The organism is Allobosea sp. 05T438, assembly GCF_056396025.1.
Genome location: NZ_JBFTKQ010000011.1, coordinates 65,633 through 86,713, shown reverse-complemented (window position 1 = coordinate 86,713; position 21,081 = coordinate 65,633). Strand labels below are relative to the sequence as shown.

Here is a 21,081-nt window from a genome sequence, read left to right as displayed (position 1 = left end):
GATCATGGCTCGGTGATCTGGTCAGCCGTAAGGCGTTCGATCAACCGCTTCAGATCCTTTTCGCGCGTGGCCTGCGCCTCGACCCAGTCGCGGATCATCTGCTGCTCGGCGCGCATATGCTGGACGAGGCCCTGGATGCCCTCGGCGAGGTTGGCGAGCGCCTGGGTCGCCGCGCGGTTGTTCGAGGCGCCGTCCGCCATCGCGGCGCTCAGTCTTTCGAAGCGGTCGGCCAGCGGGTCGCCCGCGGCGAGCAGGGGCGCGATGGTATCCGGCGTTGCGGTGCGGGTGCCGAGCCAGCTTTCGAGCTCGTTGCGGAAGCGGCGCTGCGCCTGCGCCACCTGAAGATCGAGGAAGCCGAGAATCAGCGAGCCGGCGATGCCGAAGAGCGAGGACGAGAAGGACAGGCCCATGCCGGCGAGCGGGGCCGAGAGCCCGGCCTTCAGCTCGTCGAAGAGCACCCCGGCCTCGGCGCCGGTGCGCAGCGACTTGATGACGGTGCCGACCGAACCCACGGTGTCGAGCAGGCCCCAGAAGGTGCCGAGCAGGCCGAGGAAGACGAGCAGGCCGGCGAGATAACGCAGCACCTCACGCCCGTCGTCGAGCCTGACCGCGACCGATTCGAGGGCCGAGACGGCCTGGGCGGGGGCGAGCGTGCCGCGATCGAGAGCTGTGAGGACGGAGCCGAAGGGCGCGATGACCTGGCTGCGCTGGACCTCTGCCGAGGCGGGGGCGGCGGCAAGCCGGGTGGCGGCACGGGCCTCGGTGTAAAGGCGCCAGAGTTCGCGCAGGGCGATCAGCACGCCGACGAACAGTGCGCCGACAATGAGGCCGTTCAGCCCCGGATTGGTCATGAAGGCCTGAACCAGGCCGCCCTGGAGGATGTAGCCGAGGAAGCCGATCAGGGCGAGAAACAGGACCGCACGGATGATGTAGCGAAGCGGGCGCGAGAAGCGGGTCTCCGTACGCAGGGGTGCGGCCGTCACCGGCTCGGCCGCGAAATCCTCGTTCGCCATTCGTCGTCTTCCGTTCGCCTCGGAGTGCGGGGAGGACTGTCGCCTTCCACGCCTCCGGGATCAAGCACGAAAGAGCTACAGTTCTGTCTCAAAGCCGGTTTGAAAAAGTCCCCAGCCCTCGGGCGAGGAGCCATTTCGCCGGAAGTGGCGTCTCGGGATGAGGACTGGTGCGCCCAGAGAGCCTCTCAGGCGGCGGCTGTCTTCAGCGCTGCGGCGAGCGCACGCTCGCCGGCCTCGTTGCCGCAGATGATGTCCCGGGCGCTGGTGATCGGCTTGCCGTCGAGCGAGCCGAAGGTGCCGCCCGCCTCGCGGATCAGCACGGCGCCCGCCGCGAAATCCCACGTGTTGAGCCCGCGTTCCCAATAGGCATCCATGCGGCCGGCGGCGACATAGGCGATGTCGAGCGCGGCCGAACCCATGCGGCGGACATTGGCGAAGCGCGGCATCACGGCGGCGAGCTCGCGCAGGAACTGGCCGTGGCCGCCCTTGCCGATATGCGGGATGCCGGTGCCGATCAGCATGTCGGCCGGCTCGTTGCGGCCGGAGACGCGCAGGCGCCGGTTGTTGACATAGGCGCCCTTGCCCTTCTCGGCCATGAACATCTCGTCCTTGGCGGCGTCATAGACGACGCCGGCGATGAACTGGTTGTCGCGCTCGAGCGCGACCGAGATGTTCCAGTGCGGGATGCCGCGCAGGAAGTTGTGGGTGCCGTCGAGCGGGTCGATATGCCAGCGATTGCTCTCGTCCGTGCCGTGGACGACGCCGCTTTCCTCCATGATGAAGCCGTAGCCCGGCCGCGCCTTCTCCAGCGACTCGCGCAGGATCTGCTCGGCCTTGTGATCGGCCTTCGAGACGAAGTCGCCGGGCCCTTTCGCGAGCACCTGCAGGTTCTCGACCTCGCCGAAGTCGCGCTTCAGAGAGCGGGACGCCTTCATCACGGCGTCGGTCATCACGGTCATCAGGGGGGAGCGGATCATCGGAAACCTCTTGCGCGCCGGGGCGCGGCTGGAAAGGAAGGAACGGCCTCTCCAGCCCTCATCCTGAGGAGCCGCAAAGCGGCGTCTCGAAGGATGTTTCAGAGTGCACTGGAACATCCTTCGAGACGCAGCCTAAAGGCTGCTCCTCAGGATGAGGGCTGTGTTTCGACCGTAGTAACCCGTCACTTGCGCGGCTCTTACTGCGCCGTCAAGACGGCGCTGCTGATGCGGCTGGCCGCAATGCGCGCGGCGCGGGCCTGCTGTTCGGGCTTCAGCCGGTCGAACAGGGCGTCGAGCCCGGGGTCATCGAGCCCCTGCGCACGGGCGGCGAGATGCCAGGCCGCTGCCTCGATCGTGTCGGGCGGAATGCCCAGGCCAAACTGGTAGAGCTTGGCCAGACGGTTCTGGGCGATCGGGTTGCCGAGCGCGGCGGCGCGCTGGAACAGCTTCGCCGCGCGCGCCTCATCCTTGGACACGCCGATGCCGTTGAACAGCATGATCGCATACTCGACCATGCCGGGAACGTTGCCGGCCGCAGCCGCCTGCTTCATCCAGCGCGCGGCTGTCTCCTCGCTCGCCGGCATGCCGCGGCCCTGCTTTGCCAGCACGCCGAGGGCATGCATGGCGTCCCCGACATTGGATTTGGCGGCGATCTCGAGGCAGGCGACGGCGCGCTGGTCGTCCGCCTCGCGGCCGGTGGCGAGCAGGGTCAGCGCGAGATTGTAGTTGGCGGCCGGGTGGCCGGCCGCAGCGGCCTTCTCAAGCAGGGCGCCGGCGCGGACCGGATCGCGCTTTCCGCTTTTCTCGTCGAGGAGCTGAGTCGCCAGGGCGAAGGTGGCATTGATATCGCCGCGCGCTTCGGCCCGTTCATACCATTCGGTCGCGACCTTCTGGTTCGGGGCGACGCCGAGGCCCTGACGGTAGAGCTCGCCGAGCAGCGTCATCGCGGCGGCGTCGCTGTTGTCGGTCTCGATGCGCTTGAGCGCATCGGACAGCGCACGCCGGTAGTGGCCTGCCTGATAGGCGCCATAGGCATTGTCGGCTGAGGGCGCGGCCCAAGCCGGAGCCGCCACCAGCATGGAACCGGCGAGGCAGGCAATACGGGCGAGATGCTTCATCGCGCCGCCTTCCGGGCCGCGAATTCGGCGATCGTGGCATTGGCAGCCTCGACCAGCGCGCGGATATCCTGGCCTTCCTCGAAGGCCCAGGCACCGAGCGCGACGAACTCGGCCCCGGTCTCGACCAGCGCGGGGATCGATTCGGCATCGGGCGCATAGGCGACGCAGGGCGTCTCGAAGATCTCGGCCCACCAGCCGGCGCGCTCGATCACGGCCGTGAGCGGCGGCACGCTGCCGTCGGCGCGCGGTTCGCCGAACATGACGTAGTCGACACCGGCCTCGCCGACATCCATCGCGTCGTGGCGGGCGCGCAGGCCGCCGGCGCCGACGATGCGCTCGTTCTTCAGGCTGGAGCGGGCCTCTGCGATCGCCTCGGGCCCGCCGGTGACATGCACGCCGTCGGCGCCGCCGCGGGTCGCGACGAGCGCGCTGTCCTCGACGACAAGGGCGACGTTGTTGGCCTGGACCGGTGCGGCGAGGCGCTTGACGCGCTCGATGCGGTTGCGGTCGTCGCCGGGCGTGAGGCGCAGCACGATGGCGGCGATGTCACCGCCGGCCATGGCCTGCATCAGGCGAAAGACGATCGCCTCCGCGTCCGCGACGGGCGGGGTGACGAGCATCAGGCGGGTGTGGGAGGAGTGCGTGGTCATGATCGGCTGCGCAAACGGCCCGCAGCGAAGTCCAATGTCAAGACTGCAAGCCCGGCAATCAAGCTCCAGAAGGCGGAGCCGATGCCGAAGAGCGAGAAGCTGGAGGCGGCGACGGAGAAGGCGATGACGGCGGCGAAGCGCTCCTTGTCGGAGGATATGGCCTGTGCGAGCGCGCCCGTGAGCGAGCCGACGAGGCCGAGCCCGGCAACGGCGACGATCAGCGCCTTCGGCATGGCGAGCACCAGCGCGATCAGCAGGCCGGCAAAGCCAGCGACGGTGAGCCAGAGCGCGCCGTAGACCACGCCGGCCTTCCAGCGCTGCTTCGGGTCAGGGTGGGTGTCGCCGCCGGTGCAGATCGAGGCTGATATCGCGGCCATGTTGGTCATATGCGCGCCGAAGGGTGCGGTGACGAGCGAGGTCAGGCCGGTGACGAAGAGGGCGGGCGCCGTCGGGGGGCTGTAGCCGGCGGCGCGCAGCACGGCGAAACCCGGCAGGTTCTGGGCGGCCATGGTGACGAGGTAGAGCGGGACGCCGATGCCGAGCATGGCGGCAATATCGAAGCGCGGCGTGACGAATTCGAGGCCGGTCAGCGCGATCTCTCCTGCCGGCCAATGGGCGAGCCCGCCCGCAAAGCTGATCACAATACCGGCGGCGAGCGCGGCGATGACGCCAAGGAAGGGGCTGATCAGCCGCGCGACGAGAAAGACCGCGAGCAGCGGCAGGACGAGCGTCGGCGACAGCCTCATCTCGTCGAAGACCGCGACGACAAAGCGGAAGATGACACCAGCCAGCATCGCCGAGGCGACGGGCATCGGGATGCGTTCGATCAGGCGGCCGAGCGGGCGGAAGGCGGCGGTGAGCATCATCAGCGCCGCGGCGAGGAGAAACGCGCCGACCGCCGACGCCATGTCGAAGCCGCTGGCGGCGGCGATGAGGGCCGCGCCCGGCGTCGACCAGGCGCAGATCATCGGCATGCGGTAGCGCCAGGACAGAAAGGCGCTGGAGATCGCGGTCGCAATGGCGAGCGCGGCGATCCAGGACACGGTTTGTCCGGCCGTTGCGCCGAGCGTCTGCGCGGCGGAGAGGATGACGGCCACCGAGGCGGCGAAGCCGACGAAGACTGCGACCAGAGCGGAGAAGACGATCGACATGGCGTTCCGGCGGTGATCGCAGGCGGCGGGATCAAGCCGTTGAATCAGAAAACGCTGCGTACGGAAAGAGCGCTAGGCACATGCCGAGCTGCAGCCGGAGCGATGCGCCGCCCCGGAAATAAAACGCCCGGCGCCAGGCCGGGCGTTGCAGAATGGAGCCGTCAGGCGGATCACGCCGCCTTCTTCGAGCCGAAGGTCGGGTCGAGTTCGCCCTTGGCGTAGCGCTTGGCCATTTCGGCGAGCGTGATGACGCGCTTGATCTTCGAGGCCTGGCCGGCGGTGTTGAACTCCTCGAGCCGCTGCTTGCAGAGCTTGGTCATCGCCTCCATGGCGGGCTTCAGATATTTGCGCGGATCGAACTCGCCGGGGTTCTCGGACAGGATCTTGCGGATCTGGCCGGTCATCGCCATGCGGTTGTCGGTGTCGATGTTGATCTTGCGCACGCCGTGCTTGATGCCGCGCTGGATCTCCTCGACCGGCACACCCCAGGTCTGGGGCATCTTGCCGCCGTACTGGTTGATGACGTCCTGAAGGTCCTGCGGAACGCTGGACGAGCCGTGCATGACGAGATGCGTGTTCGGCAGCAGCTTGTGGATCTCCTCGATGACATGCATCGCCAGGATCGCGCCGTCGGGCTTGCGGGTGAACTTGTAGGCGCCGTGCGAGGTGCCCATGGCGATGGCGAGCGCATCGACCTTGGTCTCGGCAACGAACTTCACGGCTTCGTCGGGGTTGGTCAGGAGCTGGTCATGGCTGAGCTTGCCCTCGAAGCCGTGCCCGTCCTCCTTCTCGCCCTCGCCGGATTCGAGCGAGCCGAGCACGCCGAGCTCGCCCTCGACCGAGATGCCGCCGAGATGGGCCATGTCGGTGACGGTCTTGGTCACGCCGACATTGTAGTCCCAGTCGCCGGGGGTCTTGCCGTCGGCCTTGAGCGAGCCGTCCATCATCACCGAGGTGAAGCCCGCCTGGATCGCGGTCATGCAGGTCGCCGGCTCGTTGCCGTGGTCGAGATGCACGCAGACCGGGATATGCGGATAGATCTCGGTGACGGCGTCCATCATGTGCTTGAGCATGATGTCGTTGGCGTAGCTGCGGGCGCCGCGCGAGGCCTGGATGATGACGGGCGCGTCGGTCGCATCCGCCGCGGCCATGATCGCCAGCGCCTGCTCCATGTTGTTGATGTTGAAGGCGGGCACGCCGTAGTCGTTCTCGGCGGCGTGGTCGAGCAACTGGCGAAGCGTGATACGGGCCACGATTGGCACTCCCCTTTGGCTAATCGATATGAGGTTTGATGTAGTGCGTAAGCGCCACTGGCGCAAAACTAAAGCACTGACATGCTGAAAATGCGAAGGGCCGCCCGGGTGCCGGGCGGCCTCTGAAAACATCGTCGCAATCAGGCTTTCCGCAGCGCCTCGACGCCCGGCAGAGCCTTGCCTTCCATCCATTCGAGGAAGGCGCCACCTGCCGTCGAGACATAGGACAGGCTGTCCGCGACGCCGGCATGGTTCATGGCCGAGACGGTGTCGCCGCCGCCGGCGACCGCGACGAGTTCGCCTGCCTGGACGTGCCTGGCCGCCGCCTTGGCGACCGCGACGGTCGCCGTGTCGAAGGGCGGCAGCTCGAAGGCACCGAAGGGGCCGTTCCAGACCAGCGTCTTGACCTTCTCCAACCGCAGAACGACTTCGGCGATGCTCAGCGGGCCGGCGTCGAGGATCATCTCGTCGGCCTCGACCTCGCCAACCGGCACGACGCGGTAGCTGGGATGGGCCTTGAATTCACGCGCGACGAGCGCATCGACCGGAAGCAGGATCTCGCAGCCGGCGGCCTTGGCCTTGGCTTCGATCTCGCGGGCGGTGTCGAGCAGGTCGTGCTCGCAGAGCGACTTGCCGACATCGACGCCGCGCGCGGCGAGGAACGTGTTGGCCATGCCGCCGCCGATAGCGAGCACGTCGACCTTCCTGACGAGGTTGCCGAGCAAGTCGAGCTTGGTCGAGACCTTGGCGCCACCGACGATCGCCATCACCGGCCGGGCGGGATTGTCGAGGCCGGCGGAAAGCGCCTCCAGCTCCGCCTGCATGGTCCGTCCGGCATAGGCCGGCAGGACATGGGCGAGACCTTCAGTCGAGGCATGGGCGCGGTGGGCGGCGGAGAAGGCGTCATTGACGTAGAGATCGCCATTGGCGGCGATCGCCCTCACGAACTCGGCGTCGTTCTTCTCGTCGCCAGCGTGAAAACGGGTGTTCTCCAGCAGCAGGACGTCGCCGTTCTTCGCGGCGGCAACGGCCTTGGCGACCGGCTCGCCGATACAGTCGTCGACGAAGGCGACGGGGCGGCCGAGCGCCTGCGTCAGCGCCGGGACGATCTGCTTCAGGCTGTTCTTGTCGTCGCGGCCCTTGGGACGGCCGAAATGCGCGAGCAGGATGACCTTGCCGCCCTTGTCGGCGATCTCGCGAATGGTCGGCAGCACACGGTCGATGCGGGTGGTGTCGCTGACCTTGCCGTTCTCCATCGGAACGTTGAGGTCGACGCGGACGAGGGCACGCTTGCCGGCGAGATCGGCGTCGTCGAGGGTGCGGAAGGCGGTCATCGCGTCAGCAGGCTCCCGAACAGACCGGGCACTCCGAACCTCAGCACCGCAATGGTGAGCGCGACAGTGAGAACGGCCGTGACGATGGCGGTCAAGAACAGGGTTCCGGCGCGCGGCGTGGCGTCGACGCGGTCACGCAGAGCGGAAATCTCGCCGCGGATCGCGGCGAAGTCCATCGTGCCGGCGGCGGCGTCGACCTTGTGGGCGCTGCGCTCCAGCGAGGCCTCGGCGCGGGTCAGGACAGCCTCGTAGCGGGCGAACTTCTCCTCGATGCGCGCGGCCTTCTCCTCGATGCGGGAGAGCTGATCGAGCTGGCGCGGATCGGGCTTCGATGCGGTTTCGACGGAGGCGGGCACCGCGGAGCCGATGACCACGGCGGGAGCTGCCGGTGCCAGCGCTGCAACTGCGGGAGCAGGGCTGAATGCGGGGGGCGGCATCACGGCGGGCGCCTCGACGGGCACCGGGGACGCAACAGTCGGCTCGATCTTGGCCATAGGCTCTCCGTAGCGTGGAGGAAATGGCGGGGCCGCGCCGGAGCACGGTGCGGCCTCGCTTTCAGGCACCATACCCCCTGCCGGGGGCATGGGGGCGATGGATCAGAGCAGGGCGCCCATGGCGACGGCCGTGTCGCTCATGCGGTTCGAGAAGCCCCACTCATTGTCGTACCAGGACAGCACGCGCACGAACTTGTCGTCCATGACCTTGGTCTGGTCGAGGGCGAAGGTCGAGGAATGCGAGTCGTGGTTGAAGTCGATCGAAACGTTCGGCTGGTCGGTGACCCCGAGGATGCCCTTCAGCGCGCCACGCTTCGACGCCTTGATGATGGCGTCGTTGATCTTCTCGACCGAGGTCTTGCGCTTGGCGAGGAACTTGAAGTCGACGACCGAGACGTTCGGCGTCGGCACGCGGATCGAGGTGCCGTCGAGGCGGCCCTTGAGATCGGGGATGACGAGGCCGATCGCCTTGGCAGCGCCGGTCGAGGTCGGGATCATCGACATCGCGGCGGCACGGCCGCGATAGAGATCCTTGTGCATGGTGTCGAGCGTCGGCTGGTCGCCGGTATAGGCATGGATCGTGGTCATGAAGCCCTTGTCGATGCCCACGGCGTCATGAAGCACGCGCACGACCGGCGCGAGGCAGTTCGTGGTGCAGGAGGCGTTCGAGACGACGAGATGCTCCTTGCTGAGCTCGGCATGGTTGACGCCGTAGACGACGGTGAGGTCGGCGCCGTCGCAGGGGGCAGAGACCAGCACGCGCTTGGCGCCTGCGGCCAGATGGGCGGCGGCCTTCTCGCGGGTGGTAAAGATGCCAGTGCATTCCAGCGCGATGTCGACGCCGAGAGCCTTGTGCGGCAGGTCCTTCGGATCGCGGATGGCGGTGACCTTGATCGGGCCGCGGCCGACATCGATCGTATCGCCGGAGACGGTCACCGTGCCGGGGAAGCGGCCGTGGACTGAGTCGAAGCGGAAGAGATGGGCGTTGGTCTCGACCGGGCCGAGATCGTTGATCGCGACGACCTCGATGTCCTTGCGCTTCGACTCGATGATCGCGCGCAGAACGTTGCGCCCGATGCGGCCGAAGCCGTTGATCGCCACCTTAACCGTCATCTCTTCCTCTCCTTCGCCGAGCGAACCGGCGTGAGCCGTCGCTATCCACGCGGGCAATTCGGCCAAAGCATGGCCGAACGCAAGATAAAAACCGTCATTGCGAGGAGCGTAGCGACGAAGCAATCCAGGGGCAGCAGGGCCCGACGTTCCCCTGAATTGCTTCGCCGCGCTCGCAATGACGGGGGAATATCAGCCGTTGTGCTGCTTCATCGCGGCTTCGGCGACAGCCTCCGCCGTGATGCCGAAGTGCTTGTAGACTTCCTTATAGGGGCCGCTCGCCCCGAAGGAGTGCATGCCGACGAATGCGCCGTCATGGCCGATCACCGCATCCCAGCCGAAGCGCACGCCCGCCTCGACCGCGACCTTGACCGGCGCGGAGCCGATGATCTCGGCCTGGGTGGCCTCGTCCTGCAGGAGCAGGAGTTCGAGCGAGGGCACCGAGACGACGCGGGCGCGCACGCCCTTCTCAGCCAGCAGCTTGCGGGCGGCGACGGCAAGCTCGACCTCGGAGCCCGAGGCGAAGAGCGAGACCTGGGCCTTGCCGCCCTCGGCCGCGAGCAGCTCATAGGCGCCGGCGGCGGAGCGGTTCTTCGCCGTGGCGTCGGTGCGCAGCTGCGGCAGGTTCTGGCGCGACAGAGCCAGCACGGTCGGCCCGTCCCTGCGCTCCAGCGCTGCCTGCCAGGCTTCGGCGGTCTCGATCGCGTCGGCCGGGCGGAAGACGCGCATGTTCGGCATGGCGCGCAGCGAGGCGATCTGCTCGACCGGCTGGTGGGTCGGGCCGTCCTCGCCGAGGCCGATCGAGTCATGGGTCATGACATAGACGACCGGCAGCCCCATCAGGGCGGCGAGGCGCATCGACGGACGGGCATAGTCGGCGAAGACGAGGAAGGTGCCGCCGGCAGTGCGGAAGCCGCCATGCAGGGTGATGCCGTTCATCGCCGCGGCCATGCCATGCTCGCGGATGCCGTAGCGCACGTAGCGGCCCTTCGGGGTCTTCGGGGTGAAGTCCTCGGCGGCCTTGGTGCGGGTGTTGTTCGACGGCGTCAGGTCGGCCGAGCCCATCACCAGCTCCGGCATGACCGGCGTGATGGCTTCCAGCGCCAGCTCCGAGGCCTTGCGGGTCGCGACGGCCTGCGGCGCAGCGATCAGCCCCTTCTTGTGGGCGAGGATCACCTTGTCGAGCTTGGCGGGGACCGTGTGGGCGAGACGGCGCTCGAACTCGCCGCGCTTTCGCTCGGATAGGGCGCCGAAGCGCTCGTTCCATTCCTTGTGCGCGGCGGCGCCGGCCGCGCCGAAGCTGCGCCAGGCCTTCAGCACCTCGGCGGGAACCTCGAAGGGGCCGCCGGTGATGCCGAGGTTCTTCTTGGCTGCGGCGAGCTCGTCGGCGCCCAGCGCCTCGCCATGGGCCTTCGAGGTGCCCTGCTTATGCGGCGCGCCGAAACCGATGATCGTCTTGCAGGCGATCATGGTCGGCTTGTTCGACTTCTGGGCGCGGCGGATGGCGGCCTCGATCGCCTCGGGATCATGGCCGTCGACGCGCTCGGAGCGCCAGCCGCAGGCCTTGAAGCGCGCGACCTGATCGACATTGTCGGTGATCGAGAGCGGGCCGTCGATGGAGATGCCGTTGTCGTCCCAGAGCACGATCAGCTTGTTGAGTTTCTGGTGGCCGGCGAGCGCGATCGCCTCCTGGCTGATGCCCTCCATCAGGTCCCCGTCAGAGGCCAGCACATAGGTGTGGTGATCGACGACCTTCTTGCCGAACTCGGCGGCGAGCATGCGCTCGGCCATCGCCATGCCGACGGCGGTGGCGAGGCCCTGGCCGAGCGGGCCGGTGGTGGTCTCGACGCCGGCAGTCTCGAAATTCTCCGGATGGCCCGGCGTGTTCGAACCGAGCTGGCGGAATTTCTGGAGGTCGGCGAGCTCCATGCCGGGGGTGCCGGTGAGATAGAGCAGGGCGTAGAGCAGCATCGAGCCATGGCCGGCGGAGAGCACGAAGCGGTCGCGGTCCGGCCAGCGCGGATCGGCGGCATCGTATTTCATCACGCGGGTAAACAGCACGGCGGCGACGTCGGCGGCGCCCATCGGCAGGCCGGGGTGGCCGGACTTGGCCTTCTCGACGCCGTCCATCGCCAGGCCGCGGATGGCGTTGGCGAGCTTGTCGTGCTGGGCGCGGTCGATGCTGGTCATGATGGTCTCACAGGGCTCCGTCTGGCGGGAGGGCCGGTCCGACCTGCGCGACAGCGGGCCGGGGGAGGGGGGAGGCAGTCTTGAAGCTGCTTTTGGCGAGCTTGGAAAGGACGGGTGGATTAGGCCCGGCTCTCCCTTCGAGTCAATTCGCGGAGGCCGGCTTTCGCGGTCGCAGGGGGCCTCAGTGCCCGGTTTTTCGCAGATGGCGCATCCGTCGCGGCGGGCAAGCCTTTGCGAGGCAGCGTTTACGCGCTTTTGGGTCGATTCCTGTTTTCCCGCGTTCTGCTGTAAATTCAGGCACGAATCGTGTGAGCCGGCTTCGATCTGAAAGGAGAGCGACCGTGGCGAGCCTGATGCTGGACAATGCGCTGGCGCGTCTCGACAGCGCTCTGGGGCAGCTCGAGGCGGCGGCGCGGCGGCGGATCGAAGCGGAACGCGGCCGGGGCAATCTCGAAACCGAACTGGCGCTGATGCAGGACGACCGGGCGCGGCTCGCGGCCGATCTCGACGGCGCGATGGCGCGGCTCGGCCATGTCGAAACGGCGGCCGCCGATGTCGACCAGCGGTTGCTGCGGGCGATGAACGTCATCAGCGCGGTGATCGAACGCGTGCAGGCGCAGCAGCCGGCCGAGGAGCCGGAGCACGAGGCCGAAGCGAGCTAGCGCATTTTCGAGCGAAGTGGACGCCGGTTCGCGTACGGAAAACGCGACAAAACGAAGAGATGGAGCATTCCCGCGATACGCAGAGACGCGGAAATGCACCAGAAGCGAAGAGGGCAGGAGACGGATGCCGCAAGTCAACGTCATGATCGCCGGCAAGGCCTACCGCATGGCATGCGGGGAGGGCGAAGAAGCCCATCTCGAAGGGCTCGCGCAGTTCTATGACGAAAAGATCGGCGAGATGCGGCAGGCCTTCGGCGAGATCGGCGACATGCGGCTGCATGTCATGGCGGCGCTGATGGTCGCGGACGAGGTCCATGAACTGAAGCAGCGGCTGGCCAGGCTCGAATCCGACCTCGCCGCAACGCAGGGCGATGCCGGCGCGGCCGACCAGCGCCTGAGCGAGGTCGAGGACCGCGCGGCGGAAGCCCTGGTCGCGGCGGCCGAGCGGATCGAGGGCGTGGCCAAGAGCTTGCTTCCGACAATGACGGGGTGACGGACTGCCGGCAACGGCACCTGCCAATCAAAGCGAAAGCCCCGGACGATTGCCGTCCGGGGCTTTTTCCTTGCGAAAGCTGTCGCGATCAGACGCCCGGGGCGCCGCCCGCGCCGTCCAGCACCGTGACGGAGCGGCGGTTCTGCGACCAGCAGGAGATGTCGTTGCAGACCGCGACCGGGCGCTCCTTGCCATAGGAGATGGTGCGCATGCGGTTCGCCTGGATGCCGCGCGAGGCGAGGTAGTCGCGCACGGTCTGGGCGCGGCGGGCGCCGAGCGAATAGTTGTACTCTCGCGTGCCGCGCTCGTCGGCGTGGCCCTCGACCGTGAAGGTGTAGCGCGGATAGCGCTGCAGCCAGCCGGCCTGCTTGTCGAGGGTAGCGGTGGCGGTGGAGGTCAGGTCGGTGGAGTCGGTCTCGAAGAAGACGCGGTCGCCGACATTCACGACGAAGTCCTGGGCGCTGCCGGGCGTCGCGGCGCCGCCGGCGCCGAAGCCCGAGGCGTCGGCATTCTGGTCTTTGGCGCAGGCGCCGAGCGCGAGCGTTGCGGCGATGGCGGCGGCAAAGCGGACCGAACGGCCGCCGGCGAAAAGAGTGGTCATCATGGCTAAACTCCGGGCGATCGAAATCTCTTGGCGGCGCGCTTCAAGGACGGCTTCGCGTGGCTCCATCAATGAAGCGTCAACCTAAACGAGACCTTGCCAGAACAAGGCGAAGTGGCGGCATTGCGGCGTATGGTTAACCAATTATGGCGAAAGGCGTTTGCGCTGGCCGTTGTGGCCCTGGAGACACAGAAGCTCGCCTCTCTGGCCACTTTGCCAGCTACCCGACCGATCAGGGGCGCAATCGTTTCGGCGACGCCTCGCAGTGCATCACAAGGCTGGGGCAAGCTCTCGGTCGGGGCGTGCACTTTGAATAGCTTGGGGACGGCTTAACCGATCAGGTCGATTGAACCTGATCGGATCAGGCTCCGGGCCGCCTCTCTGGCCAAAAAGAAGGCCGCCCAACCATGGCCGGGCGGCCCCTTCTCCTGTCAAATACGCGGCCGTTCTCAGCGCTGCCCGCTCAGCAGCGGCGACCAGGTCGGATCGGAGGCGAAAGCCGGTGTCGGGACCGGCACCTCGACGCGGCCGGTGATGTCGACCATGTACAATTTACCGCCGGATTGGCCGCCCGGATCGCGGAAGAACATCAGGTACTGGCCGTTCGGCGCCCAGTTCGGGGCTTCGTTGTGGAAGCCCTCGGTGAGGATGCGCTCGCCCGAGCCGTCCGGGCGCATCACGCCGATGGCGAAGCCGCCGCCGCCCTGCCGGGTGAAGGCGATGAGGTCGCCGCGCGGCGACCACGAAGGCTGCGAATAGCGGCCCTGGCCGAAGGAGATGCGCTGGGCTTCGCCGCCGGAGGACGACATCACATAGAGCTGCTGCTGGCCGCCACGGTCGCTCTCGAAGACGATCCGCGAGCCGTCGGGCGCGTAGGAAGGCGAGGTGTCGATCGCCGCCGTCGAGGTCAGGCGCGTCGTCGAGCGCGAGCCGATATCGATGGCGTAGAGATTGGCGTTGCCGCCCTGCTGCAGCGAGAGCACGACGCGCTGGCCGTTGGGCGCGAAGCGCGGGCTCGAGCTCATGTCCGGGAAGTTGCCGACGATCTGGCGCTGGCCGGTCTCGATGTTGAGCACCTGCACGCGGGGCTGCTCGCCCTGGCGCTGCGACATGAAGGTGACGTCCTGCGAGACCGGCGAATAGCGCGGCGTCACCACCGAGGTATCGCCATTGGTGAGATAGCGCACATTGGCGCCGTCCTGGTCCATGATGGCGAGACGCTTGCGGCGGCTCTCCTTCGGGCCGGATTCGTCGACGAAGACGACGCGGGTGTCGAAGAAGCCACCGAGCCCGGTGACCTTGCTGAAGATCGCATCCGAGATGATGTGGCCGACGCGGCGGGCATTGCTCGGGTCGGTGAAGTACTGCTGGCCGTCGGTCTGCGTGCCGGTCGCGACATCCCAGAGCCGGAACTCGGCGCGGATGCGGCCGGCCTCGCGCGCGACGCGGCCGGTGACCAGCGCCTGTACGCCGCTGGCCTTCCAGGCGTCGAAGCGGGGCGCGGAGTCGAAGGGCGGGTTCGGCTCCGGGAAGCGGCTCTTGTCGACCGGCGTGAAGTAGCCGCAGCGCTTCAGGTTGTTGGTGATCACGCTGGAGACGAGCACGCCGCCTTCGCCGGCGAAATCGGCGATGGCGATCGGCATGGGCTGGAAGGCGCCGCCGCGCAGGTCGATGACAAGTTCGGCGCGGGCGGCCGCAGGCACCATCAGGGCGGCGCCGGCGGTGGCGAGCAGACGGCGGCGCGTCGGCGCGGCCGTCAGGAAGGGGAGGGGGCTAATGTCGATCATCGGGGTCACATGACGTCCCTTGCGTCGAAATTGACGACGACGTCGCGCCAGTCGTCATAATAGGCGGCGAATTGAGCCGGAATGCGCAAAGGCGCGCAGCGGCGGGTGGCGGTCAGCGCCGAGTCGGCGGCGACACGGAAGAGCGGGTCGGACGAGGAGTTGATCACGCCCGGCTGGCCGGCGAGCGAGCCGTCGGTATTGAGCTTCATCCGCACGGACGGCACGACGTTGCCGCTGCCATGCGCGTTGGCGAGCGCGATCGGCACGTTCCAGCACTTCAGCAGCTGATCCTGGATGATGCCGATGAGCTGCGCCCGGAGCGACGGGCTGAGCTTCTGCGAGGCGCCGCGCTCGGTGCCGAGCGAGGCCGTGCGGTTGACCTGCGGCGCCGAGGAGCCGGAGGACTGCGCCTTCTCCTTCGACTGCAGCAGCTTGGCGATATCGCTGGCGTTGAAGTTCTTGGCGATCTCGGCCTCGCGCTTGGCCTTGGCCTCGGCCTCCTGCTTGGCCTTGGCCTCGGCGGCGAGCTTCGCCTTCTGCTCGGCCTCGGCCTTCGCCTTGGCGGCAGCTTCGGCCTTCTCCTTGGCCTGCTTGTCGGCTTCGGCCTTGGCGAGCGCCTCGGCCTTGGCCTTCGCGTCGGCCGCGCGCTTGGCGGCCTGGGCCTCGGCTTCCGCCTTGGCCTTGGCGGCGGCCTTCGCCTCCTCCTCGGCCTGCTTCGCCTTGGAGGCGAGCTCCGCGTCCTCGGCGAGCTTCGCCAGCTCCTCGCGCTTCTGCTCGGCCTCGCGGGCGGCCGCGGCCTCGCTCTTCTGCGGGGGCTGCTTGGCCGGCTCCGGCGGCTTGGTCTCGGGCTTCGGCAACTCGACCGGGCGGGCCGGCGGCGGCGGTGTCGAGGCGTTGTCCTCGGCGACCTTCAGCTCGGGCGGGCGCGAGGGTGGGGCGGGCGTGTCGGTCTTGGCCTCGCCGGCTTCCTTGCGCTCGACGACATCGGACTGGCGCTCGGCGCGCGGCGTCGGCTGCGCCTGCACCTTCTCGGCGCTACGCTCGCCGCGCGTGACCTGGTTCAGTGCGTTGGGATCGATGATCTCGACGGCGATCGCTTCCTCGTTCTCCGGCAGCGGCGCCGGGGACGAAAACGCCAGCAACCCCGCGACGAGGACCGTCGCATGGCCGAGCGCCGACACCAGCATGCCAGGTTCGGAGGTCGTAAGCTTCACGCCCTGAACACCCTTACTCTCGTCGCTCTCAGCGGCTCGCCGGCTCGGTGACCAGCGCGACCCGCTTGAAGCCGGCCGAGGTGATGGTCGACATCACCGAAGCGACCCGGCCGTAATCCACCAGCTTGTCGCCGCGCACATAGATGCGCTCGTCGAAGCCCTGCTTGGCGAGGCCCTGCAGCTTGCTGACAAGGTCCGGCTCCAGCGTCGGCTGATCCTGCAGGAAGATCTGCCCCTTGCTGTCGATGGCGATGGTGATCGGTTTCTGATCGACATTGATCGGCTTGGCGCCGGTCTGCGGCAGGTCGAGCGGGACGCCCGTCGCGATCAGCGGCGCGGCGACCATGAAGATGATGAGCAACACCAGCATGACGTCGATGAACGGCGTCATGTTGATCTCGGCGATGGCGCCGTGGCGGCGCCCGCGGCGGCCCCGGCGGCCGGCGCCCTTCGCGGCGGTGGCGGCGGACATACCCATTGTTCAGCCCCTCACGCGGCCATGCGCTCGTCGATCTGCCGCGACAGGATCGCGGAGAACTCGTCGGCGAAGGCTTCGAGCCGGCCTTGCGCCTTGGCGACCTCGGCCTGGAGCTTGTTGTAGGCCATCAGCGCGGGGATTGCGGCGAAGAGGCCGATCGCGGTGGCGAAGAGCGCTTCGGCGATGCCGGGCGCGACCACTGCGAGGGAGGAATTCTTGGAGACCGCGATGGCGGTGAAGGAGTGCATGATGCCCCAGACCGTGCCGAAGAGGCCGATGAAGGGCGCAGCCGAAGCGATGGTCGAGAGCACCAGGAGCTTAGATTCGAGCCGCTCGGTCTCGCGCTGGATGGTGACGTCGAGCACCTTGTCGATGCGCTGGGAGAGACTGGCGACGGAGCGGCCGCCATTCTCGAAGGAGCGCTTCCATTCCCGCATCGCCGCGACGAAGACCGCGGCCATGTCGTTGACGGGCTTGCTGGCGAGGTCGCGATAGAGTTCCTCGAGCGAGCGGCCGGACCAGAACACCTCCTCGAAGGCGTCCATGTCGCGCCGCGTGCGCCGATAGAGCAGCGTCTTGTCGATGATGATCGACCAGCACCAGATCGAGGCGCTGATCAGGCCCATCATCACCAGCTTGACGACGATGTGAGCATGCCAGAACAGCGTCCAGAACGACATGTCGATCTGTGGCGCGGCCTGCGCGACGTCGGCGGGGTTCATCCTGTCATCCTTCTTACCCAGGCGGTACGCCGATGGCCCGAACCTTCAAGGCTCATGGCCCCGGCCCCAAACCCCGCCGCTCGCGTCGCAGGAGACCCACGCCGCCGCCCGTTTCGCGATCGGGGAAATGCCGTATCCCGTCAATCGCGCGCGAATTCGGCGAAAGATGGGCCGAAACGGGGTTTCCCACGAAACGCATGCTCCAGGAGCAGTTAAGCATCCAGCAAGGTTAATGTGGGGTATACGTCTGGTGCGATGCGGCGATGACGGGGGCACAGGCAGGGACGGAAAGCCCCGCTTGAAACATCGGGCAGGCGCATGATTCGGCTGCTCAGCGGCAAGGAACAGCCAGTATTCCGTGCAGATGTCGCAGATCGGGATCCGAAGGGAAGGGCGCCGAGCATCTCCGGAAAAAGCCCGTGATCTGACCCGGCCACGGACTTTCACCCGCTCGAGATCTCACAGACGCTCTTCGGCCGGCTGGCCGAATCGGCGCACGGAGGCATCTCGGCGTTCGTCGGGATGGCAAAAACAAGAAATCGGCTGAAACTTGTCTCGGAACACTCTACGACTGATGTCGCGGCTGCCATCCGCGACAAGACGCAAAAAATTGAACCGTCGTTGCTTTCTGAGTGGAGAGGTTTCCCATGTCGAGGCACATTGGTCTGATTGTTGCCATTTCAATCGCAGCGGGTCTGGCGGGTTGCGCCACCTACCCCGAGGTTACCACCCAAACCGTGATCGTTTCGGGCGTCGGCCCGGTCGAGATCGAGCGCCTCAATGTCCGCGTGGTGTCGATCGACCGGCCCAACCGTGCCGTGACGGTCGAGCAGCGCGGCTACAGGTGGCTCGTTGATGTCCCGCCTGTCTTCGGCAATCTCGAAAATCTGCGGGAAGGCGACACGGTCGATATCAGCCGTGTCGAGGGCGTCGTCGTCGAGGTCCGGCCCAACAGGCGGGGTGCCAAGCCGGGGATCACCTATACGGAGATAGGGGCCAGTTCGACCTTCCAGAACCTGCCGGAGAGGTTCGTCGCCCGGTCGGTGACGCTGACCGCCAAGTTCGAGCGGTTCGATGCGGCCAGCGGCGTCGTGAGTTATGTGGGCCCCTTCGGTCCGCGCTCGATCACCGTGGTCGACCCCGCCGTGAAGGCGCGGCTGCAGAAGTTCAAGCGGGGTGACATGGTGGACCTCAGCTTCGAGGAAGCCTTCTTCATCACTCTCAAATAGCGTTTGGCCGCATGGGCCGCCTGCCTGGTGGTCCCGGGCAGGCGGAGCCCGCTTTGGGCGATGAGACTGCGTCGCTTGGTCGTGCGATCGGGCTTCGGCGCGACGCTGCCGGCGTCGCGCCAGGAGGTCGGCGTCTCGCTGTAGTCGCCATCCGCCGTCTGCTTGCTTGTGCGAAGAAGCCGCGGCCGAAAAGAAAAGCCCGCCCCGGCGGTCCGGGGCGGGCTCGATTCTTGGCTTGCCTCAACCGGCGCGTCAGGCCGCGTCAGGCTGGGCCGGAGGATTGGCCGACGGGTTGTTGCGGCGCTCGTTCATGAACTGATCGAACTCGGCCTTGTCCCGGGCCATGCGCAGGCGGCCCAGGAAGTCGTGGAACTCGCGCTGCTCGTCCTCGAGCCGGCGCAGCGTCTCGGCGCGATACTCGTCGAAGGCGCGGTTGCCGCTGGAGGGGCCGCCGCGGCCCCAGCCGCCGAAGCCGCCGCCAAAGCCGCCTTCACGGCCGGCCATGCGCTCACGCAGACGATCCATCTTGCCCTGAAGGCGGCTCATCCGGTGCTCGTAACGGTCGCCCGCGTAGCCACAACCCATGCGTCCACTCCCGAACAGAAAGGCCAGGGTCGCCAGACCCAGCGGCCACCACACGATGAAGCCGAGCACCGCGAAGGCGATCCAGGCCCCTCTTCCATATTCGTCAAGCTTCGTGACGATCGGCATCTTCTCCTCCGCTCATCGGCGTGAATGTAAATCACATTTACATAGATGCGCGCGACCCCCCGGCTTGTCAAGAATGGCGCCGCGAAAATCGTCAGCCGGCCGGCGGTGGCGCTGCGTCCGGGCCGATTCCGAGGCCATGGAGGTAGATCAGCATGCCGGCTTCGAGGAGCTCGGCGGCCGACATCGGCAGCGGCCGCCGGCCACCGTCGGCGCGGCCGAACAGGGCGGCGATGCCATGCGACATCGCCCAGATGTGCAGCGCCATCATCAGCGCGGGCGGGCGCTTGTTCTGCGGCAGCCGGGCGATCAGCGCTTCCGCCGCCTGCCGCAAGCCGGCGAAGGCGCGGTCGGCCGCTTCGCGCAATTCGGAACTGGCGTCGAGCGGTACGCCCGCCTCGAACATCGCCGAATAATAGGCGGGCTCGTCATGGGCGAAGGCGAGATAGGCGCGCCCCAGCCGGTGGAAGGCGGTTTCGGGATCGGGCCTGCCCTGGTCCCAGGCGTGCGAGAGCGCGGCCTCGAACGCCTGGAAGCCGCGTGTCGCGACATCGGCCAGCAGTTCGTCACGGTCGCGAAAATGGCGATAGGGCGCGGCCGGGCTGACGCCGGCGAGGCGCGCGGCCTCGGCGAAGGTGAAGCCGTTCGGGCCCTTCTCGCCGATCAGCCCGAGCGCCGCACGCACCAGCTCCTCCTTGAGGTTGCCATGGTGATAGCCGCGGGGTGTCTCGGGGCGGTCGCGCTTCCAGCTCATGTAAGGAGCGCTAACATAAGCGCAGGCGCCGCGTCGACTGTCGTGCGATCTGTCAGTCGTCGAGCATCAGCCGCTTGCGCAGGCCGTCCGGGATGCGCCGGGCCCGGCCGCCGCCGACGCAGGCGACCATGACCTGCGCGGTGATCAGCACGTCCTCGCCGCGCAGCACGCGCTGTTCGAGATCCATGGTGGCGCCACGCGCTTCGACCGAGCGGGTCTCGACGGTCAGCAGATCGTCCATCACGGCGGGGCGCAGGAAGTCGATCGTCATCTTGCGCACGGCAAAGCCCAGCGCTGTCTCGCCGTCGAACAGCTCGCGCTGCTCAATGCCGAGCGAACGGATCAGCTCGGTGCGCCCGCGCTCCATGAAGCGTAGATAGGAGGCGTGGTAGACCACGCCCGAGAAATCGGTGTCTTCATAGTAGACGCGGACGTCGAGGCGGTGGACCCTGCTCATGTCGCTCCGGGGCGCTGTCGGATTGTTCGCGCTGCAATAGACCAACAGGCGCGCCTTCGGAAAGGCCGGAACCGGTTCGGCCGGGAAGCGTTGCCCGTTACGCGGCCAAAGACGTGGGAGGACATCAGATGGCACAATCCAGCAAGGCGACGGCAAGGCTGCTCGACAAGACCGAGCTCGACTTCGTCGCCCGCACGCAGCGCGGCGCGATAGCCGCATTACCGGACGAGGAGCTGCGCGATCTTGCCGCCAAGCTGCGGGAACGCCGCGACAAGGCGCGCGACAGCGCGCGGCGCCAGAAGCGCGAGATGCGCGGCAAGGCGGAGCCGAAAGGCGCCAAGGCGGCGAGCGACAACAGCGGCACCAAGGCCAAGGCCGATGCGCTGACGGCGGCGCTGAAGCGGGTCGGCGCCGAGCGCACCCGTCGCGCCGAGAAGCTGAAGGAGCCGAGCCAGCGCAGCCTCGCCCGCAAGGCGTTGGCGCTGAAACAACGCCAGAGCGCGCTGGAGCGTCCGAAGAGCCGCACTGCCGGCAAGGGCATGCAGCCGGTCGAGAATCCCAAGGCGGCCAAGTCGGGCGCCCTCAAGGATGCTGGCGCCCGCCCCGCGATGATGCGCGCGAAGATGGCTCGCCGCAGCGGCTGATCAGTCGGCGCGTTCCGGCGGCGCGGTTATCTCGGGCCCTGC

22 protein-coding genes are annotated in these 21,081 nt (G+C 67.6%); 4 read left to right on the top strand and 18 right to left on the bottom strand.

All coding sequences use genetic code 11. The features are described from left to right. Nucleotides 1-2 precede the first annotated feature (2 nt). The 10 genes from AC1DIN_RS20425 to tkt form a co-directional block, all read right to left on the bottom strand. Nucleotides 3-1,013: a flagellar motor protein MotA gene (locus AC1DIN_RS20425; protein WP_476811109.1), complete on the bottom strand. Its 1,011-nt coding sequence runs from the start codon at nucleotides 1,011-1,013 to the stop codon at nucleotides 3-5. Between the two features lie 185 nt (nucleotides 1,014-1,198). Next, nucleotides 1,199-1,990: an inositol monophosphatase family protein gene (locus AC1DIN_RS20420; RefSeq protein WP_441472919.1), complete on the bottom strand. Its 792-nt coding sequence runs from the start codon at nucleotides 1,988-1,990 to the stop codon at nucleotides 1,199-1,201. A 197-nt stretch (nucleotides 1,991-2,187) separates the two neighbouring features. Continuing rightward, nucleotides 2,188-3,108, bottom strand: coding sequence for a tetratricopeptide repeat protein (locus tag AC1DIN_RS20415; RefSeq protein ID WP_476811108.1), 921 nt, complete (start codon nucleotides 3,106-3,108; stop codon nucleotides 2,188-2,190). Then, entirely contained in the window at nucleotides 3,105-3,758 is a 654-nt protein-coding gene (locus tag AC1DIN_RS20410; protein WP_476811107.1) for a thiamine phosphate synthase, read from the bottom strand. The genes AC1DIN_RS20415 and AC1DIN_RS20410 overlap by 4 nt, the downstream gene beginning before the upstream one ends. Then, on the bottom strand, nucleotides 3,755-4,909 hold the full coding sequence (locus tag AC1DIN_RS20405; protein WP_476811106.1) for a benzoate/H(+) symporter BenE family transporter: 1,155 nt from the start codon (nucleotides 4,907-4,909) through the stop codon (nucleotides 3,755-3,757). The genes AC1DIN_RS20410 and AC1DIN_RS20405 overlap by 4 nt, the downstream gene beginning before the upstream one ends. A gap of 170 nt (nucleotides 4,910-5,079) precedes the next feature. Continuing rightward, nucleotides 5,080-6,162: a class II fructose-bisphosphate aldolase gene (gene fba / locus AC1DIN_RS20400; RefSeq protein ID WP_441472915.1), complete on the bottom strand. Its 1,083-nt coding sequence runs from the start codon at nucleotides 6,160-6,162 to the stop codon at nucleotides 5,080-5,082. 140 nt (nucleotides 6,163-6,302) lie between these two features. After that, nucleotides 6,303-7,496, bottom strand: a complete 1,194-nt coding sequence (locus AC1DIN_RS20395) for a phosphoglycerate kinase (protein WP_441472914.1) — start codon at nucleotides 7,494-7,496, stop codon at nucleotides 6,303-6,305. After that, nucleotides 7,493-7,990 (bottom strand): hypothetical protein, encoded by a 498-nt coding sequence (locus AC1DIN_RS20390; protein WP_476811105.1) that lies wholly within the window; start codon nucleotides 7,988-7,990, stop codon nucleotides 7,493-7,495. Before AC1DIN_RS20390 ends, AC1DIN_RS20395 begins: the two co-directional genes overlap by 4 nt. Before the next feature lie 102 nt (nucleotides 7,991-8,092). Continuing rightward, nucleotides 8,093-9,103 (bottom strand): type I glyceraldehyde-3-phosphate dehydrogenase, encoded by a 1,011-nt coding sequence (gene gap / locus AC1DIN_RS20385; RefSeq protein WP_476811104.1) that lies wholly within the window; start codon nucleotides 9,101-9,103, stop codon nucleotides 8,093-8,095. Nucleotides 9,104-9,292: 189 nt separating this feature from the next. Then, a complete protein-coding gene (tkt, locus tag AC1DIN_RS20380; RefSeq protein ID WP_476766415.1) occupies nucleotides 9,293-11,290 on the bottom strand; it encodes a transketolase in 1,998 nt (665 codons plus the stop codon). 341 nt (nucleotides 11,291-11,631) lie between these two features. Between tkt and AC1DIN_RS20375 the strand changes: the two genes are divergently transcribed. Further along, nucleotides 11,632-11,952 (top strand): DUF4164 family protein, encoded by a 321-nt coding sequence (locus tag AC1DIN_RS20375; protein WP_349238563.1) that lies wholly within the window; start codon nucleotides 11,632-11,634, stop codon nucleotides 11,950-11,952. A 124-nt stretch (nucleotides 11,953-12,076) separates the two neighbouring features. After that, a complete protein-coding gene (locus tag AC1DIN_RS20370; RefSeq protein WP_476811103.1) occupies nucleotides 12,077-12,445 on the top strand; it encodes a cell division protein ZapA in 369 nt (122 codons plus the stop codon). A gap of 88 nt (nucleotides 12,446-12,533) precedes the next feature. Here the strand turns inward: AC1DIN_RS20370 and pal are convergent, their stop codons facing one another. From pal to tolQ, 5 genes are all read right to left on the bottom strand, one after another. Then, complete coding sequence (gene pal / locus AC1DIN_RS20365; protein WP_441473018.1) at nucleotides 12,534-13,046, bottom strand: peptidoglycan-associated lipoprotein Pal; 513 nt, start codon at nucleotides 13,044-13,046, stop codon at nucleotides 12,534-12,536. Between the two features lie 449 nt (nucleotides 13,047-13,495). Then, on the bottom strand, nucleotides 13,496-14,833 hold the full coding sequence (gene tolB / locus AC1DIN_RS20360; protein WP_441473017.1) for a Tol-Pal system beta propeller repeat protein TolB: 1,338 nt from the start codon (nucleotides 14,831-14,833) through the stop codon (nucleotides 13,496-13,498). A gap of 5 nt (nucleotides 14,834-14,838) precedes the next feature. Then, the gene (gene tolA / locus AC1DIN_RS20355; RefSeq protein ID WP_441472909.1) at nucleotides 14,839-16,047 is read right to left on the bottom strand and encodes a cell envelope integrity protein TolA; all 1,209 of its coding nucleotides are present in this window, start codon (nucleotides 16,045-16,047) and stop codon (nucleotides 14,839-14,841) included. Nucleotides 16,048-16,075: 28 nt separating this feature from the next. Beyond that, nucleotides 16,076-16,525, bottom strand: coding sequence for an ExbD/TolR family protein (locus AC1DIN_RS20350; protein WP_476811102.1), 450 nt, complete (start codon nucleotides 16,523-16,525; stop codon nucleotides 16,076-16,078). Between the two features lie 11 nt (nucleotides 16,526-16,536). Next, nucleotides 16,537-17,247, bottom strand: coding sequence for a protein TolQ (gene tolQ / locus AC1DIN_RS20345; RefSeq protein ID WP_441472907.1), 711 nt, complete (start codon nucleotides 17,245-17,247; stop codon nucleotides 16,537-16,539). A gap of 647 nt (nucleotides 17,248-17,894) precedes the next feature. Between tolQ and AC1DIN_RS20340 the strand changes: the two genes are divergently transcribed. Then, nucleotides 17,895-18,476 (top strand): hypothetical protein, encoded by a 582-nt coding sequence (locus AC1DIN_RS20340; protein WP_441472906.1) that lies wholly within the window; start codon nucleotides 17,895-17,897, stop codon nucleotides 18,474-18,476. A 252-nt stretch (nucleotides 18,477-18,728) separates the two neighbouring features. Here AC1DIN_RS20340 and AC1DIN_RS20335 read toward each other — a convergent pair whose 3' ends face one another. The 3 genes from AC1DIN_RS20335 to ybgC all read right to left on the bottom strand — a co-directional run bounded on the left by AC1DIN_RS20335 (nucleotide 18,729) and on the right by ybgC (nucleotide 20,395). After that, a complete protein-coding gene (locus AC1DIN_RS20335; protein ID WP_476811101.1) occupies nucleotides 18,729-19,187 on the bottom strand; it encodes a DUF2852 domain-containing protein in 459 nt (152 codons plus the stop codon). A 91-nt stretch (nucleotides 19,188-19,278) separates the two neighbouring features. After that, nucleotides 19,279-19,938, bottom strand: a complete 660-nt coding sequence (locus tag AC1DIN_RS20330) for a TetR/AcrR family transcriptional regulator (RefSeq protein ID WP_476811100.1) — start codon at nucleotides 19,936-19,938, stop codon at nucleotides 19,279-19,281. Nucleotides 19,939-19,990: 52 nt separating this feature from the next. Further along, nucleotides 19,991-20,395: a tol-pal system-associated acyl-CoA thioesterase gene (gene ybgC / locus AC1DIN_RS20325; protein WP_476811099.1), complete on the bottom strand. Its 405-nt coding sequence runs from the start codon at nucleotides 20,393-20,395 to the stop codon at nucleotides 19,991-19,993. Between the two features lie 128 nt (nucleotides 20,396-20,523). On the opposite strand from ybgC, the gene AC1DIN_RS20320 reads away from it, so the two are divergent. Continuing rightward, entirely contained in the window at nucleotides 20,524-21,039 is a 516-nt protein-coding gene (locus AC1DIN_RS20320) for a hypothetical protein (protein WP_476811098.1), read from the top strand. The last annotated feature ends 42 nt before the right edge of the window (nucleotides 21,040-21,081 follow it).

Coding starts and splice junctions, on each gene's coding strand:
- AC1DIN_RS20425 (WP_476811109.1), bottom strand. CDS start 1,013: ATGGCGAACGAGGATTTCGCGGCCGAGCCGGTGACGGCCGCACCCCTG.
- AC1DIN_RS20420 (WP_441472919.1), bottom strand. CDS start 1,990: ATGATCCGCTCCCCCCTGATGACCGTGATGACCGACGCCGTGATGAAG.
- AC1DIN_RS20415 (WP_476811108.1), bottom strand. CDS start 3,108: ATGAAGCATCTCGCCCGTATTGCCTGCCTCGCCGGTTCCATGCTGGTG.
- AC1DIN_RS20410 (WP_476811107.1), bottom strand. CDS start 3,758: ATGACCACGCACTCCTCCCACACCCGCCTGATGCTCGTCACCCCGCCC.
- AC1DIN_RS20405 (WP_476811106.1), bottom strand. CDS start 4,909: ATGTCGATCGTCTTCTCCGCTCTGGTCGCAGTCTTCGTCGGCTTCGCC.
- AC1DIN_RS20395 (WP_441472914.1), bottom strand. CDS start 7,496: ATGACCGCCTTCCGCACCCTCGACGACGCCGATCTCGCCGGCAAGCGT.
- AC1DIN_RS20390 (WP_476811105.1), bottom strand. CDS start 7,990: ATGGCCAAGATCGAGCCGACTGTTGCGTCCCCGGTGCCCGTCGAGGCG.
- gap (WP_476811104.1), bottom strand. CDS start 9,103: ATGACGGTTAAGGTGGCGATCAACGGCTTCGGCCGCATCGGGCGCAAC.
- tkt (WP_476766415.1), bottom strand. CDS start 11,290: ATGACCAGCATCGACCGCGCCCAGCACGACAAGCTCGCCAACGCCATC.
- AC1DIN_RS20370 (WP_476811103.1), top strand. CDS start 12,077: ATGCCGCAAGTCAACGTCATGATCGCCGGCAAGGCCTACCGCATGGCA.
- pal (WP_441473018.1), bottom strand. CDS start 13,046: ATGACCACTCTTTTCGCCGGCGGCCGTTCGGTCCGCTTTGCCGCCGCC.
- tolB (WP_441473017.1), bottom strand. CDS start 14,833: ATGATCGACATTAGCCCCCTCCCCTTCCTGACGGCCGCGCCGACGCGC.
- AC1DIN_RS20350 (WP_476811102.1), bottom strand. CDS start 16,525: ATGGGTATGTCCGCCGCCACCGCCGCGAAGGGCGCCGGCCGCCGGGGC.
- tolQ (WP_441472907.1), bottom strand. CDS start 17,247: ATGAACCCCGCCGACGTCGCGCAGGCCGCGCCACAGATCGACATGTCG.
- AC1DIN_RS20340 (WP_441472906.1), top strand. CDS start 17,895: ATGTCGAGGCACATTGGTCTGATTGTTGCCATTTCAATCGCAGCGGGT.
- AC1DIN_RS20335 (WP_476811101.1), bottom strand. CDS start 19,187: ATGCCGATCGTCACGAAGCTTGACGAATATGGAAGAGGGGCCTGGATC.
- AC1DIN_RS20330 (WP_476811100.1), bottom strand. CDS start 19,938: ATGAGCTGGAAGCGCGACCGCCCCGAGACACCCCGCGGCTATCACCAT.
- ybgC (WP_476811099.1), bottom strand. CDS start 20,395: ATGAGCAGGGTCCACCGCCTCGACGTCCGCGTCTACTATGAAGACACC.
- AC1DIN_RS20320 (WP_476811098.1), top strand. CDS start 20,524: ATGGCACAATCCAGCAAGGCGACGGCAAGGCTGCTCGACAAGACCGAG.